General features: G+C 73.9%; 1 pseudogene. It reads right to left on the bottom strand.

Features of this window, described 5'->3' with window-relative positions:
- Window positions 1-2 precede the first annotated feature (2 nt).
- A pseudogene (locus AC1D2F_RS23950) lies at window positions 3-505 on the bottom strand (serine hydroxymethyltransferase); the annotation flags it as partial.

The following is a 505-nucleotide window of genomic DNA, read 5'->3' as shown; positions in this document are numbered from 1 at the left end:
GGCTATAGGGCAGGGTAGAGCGGGTGGGCGGCGGCGAGGGCCTCCACCCGGGTGCGCAGGCCGGAGAGGTCCGCGCCGGCGTCGGCGGTCAGGGCCTCGGCGATGATGTCCGCGACCTCGGCGAAGGCCGCCTCGCCGAAGCCGCGGGTCGCCAGCGCCGGGGTGCCGATCCGCAGCCCGGAGGTCACCATCGGCGGGCGCGGGTCGAACGGGACGGCGTTGCGGTTGACCGTGATGTCGATGGCCGCGAGGCGGTCCTCGGCTTCCTGCCCGTTCAGCTCGCAGTCGCGCAGGTCCACCAGGACCAGGTGCACATCGGTGCCGCCGGAGATCACGCTGATCCCCTTCGCGGTCACATCCGGCTGGACCAGCCGGTCCGCGAGGATCCTGGCACCGGCCAGGACCCGCTGCTGGCGCTCCCGGAACTCCTCGGACGCGGCGATCTTGAACGCCACGGCCTTGCCCGCGATCACGTGCTCCAGCGGCCCGCCCTGCTGGCCCGGGA

The sequence above is a fragment of the Arthrobacter sp. P1_B3 genome, from assembly GCF_056406615.1.
The sequence above is the reverse complement of the archived record's forward strand: the minus strand, read 5'-3'. Positions and strand labels throughout refer to the sequence as shown.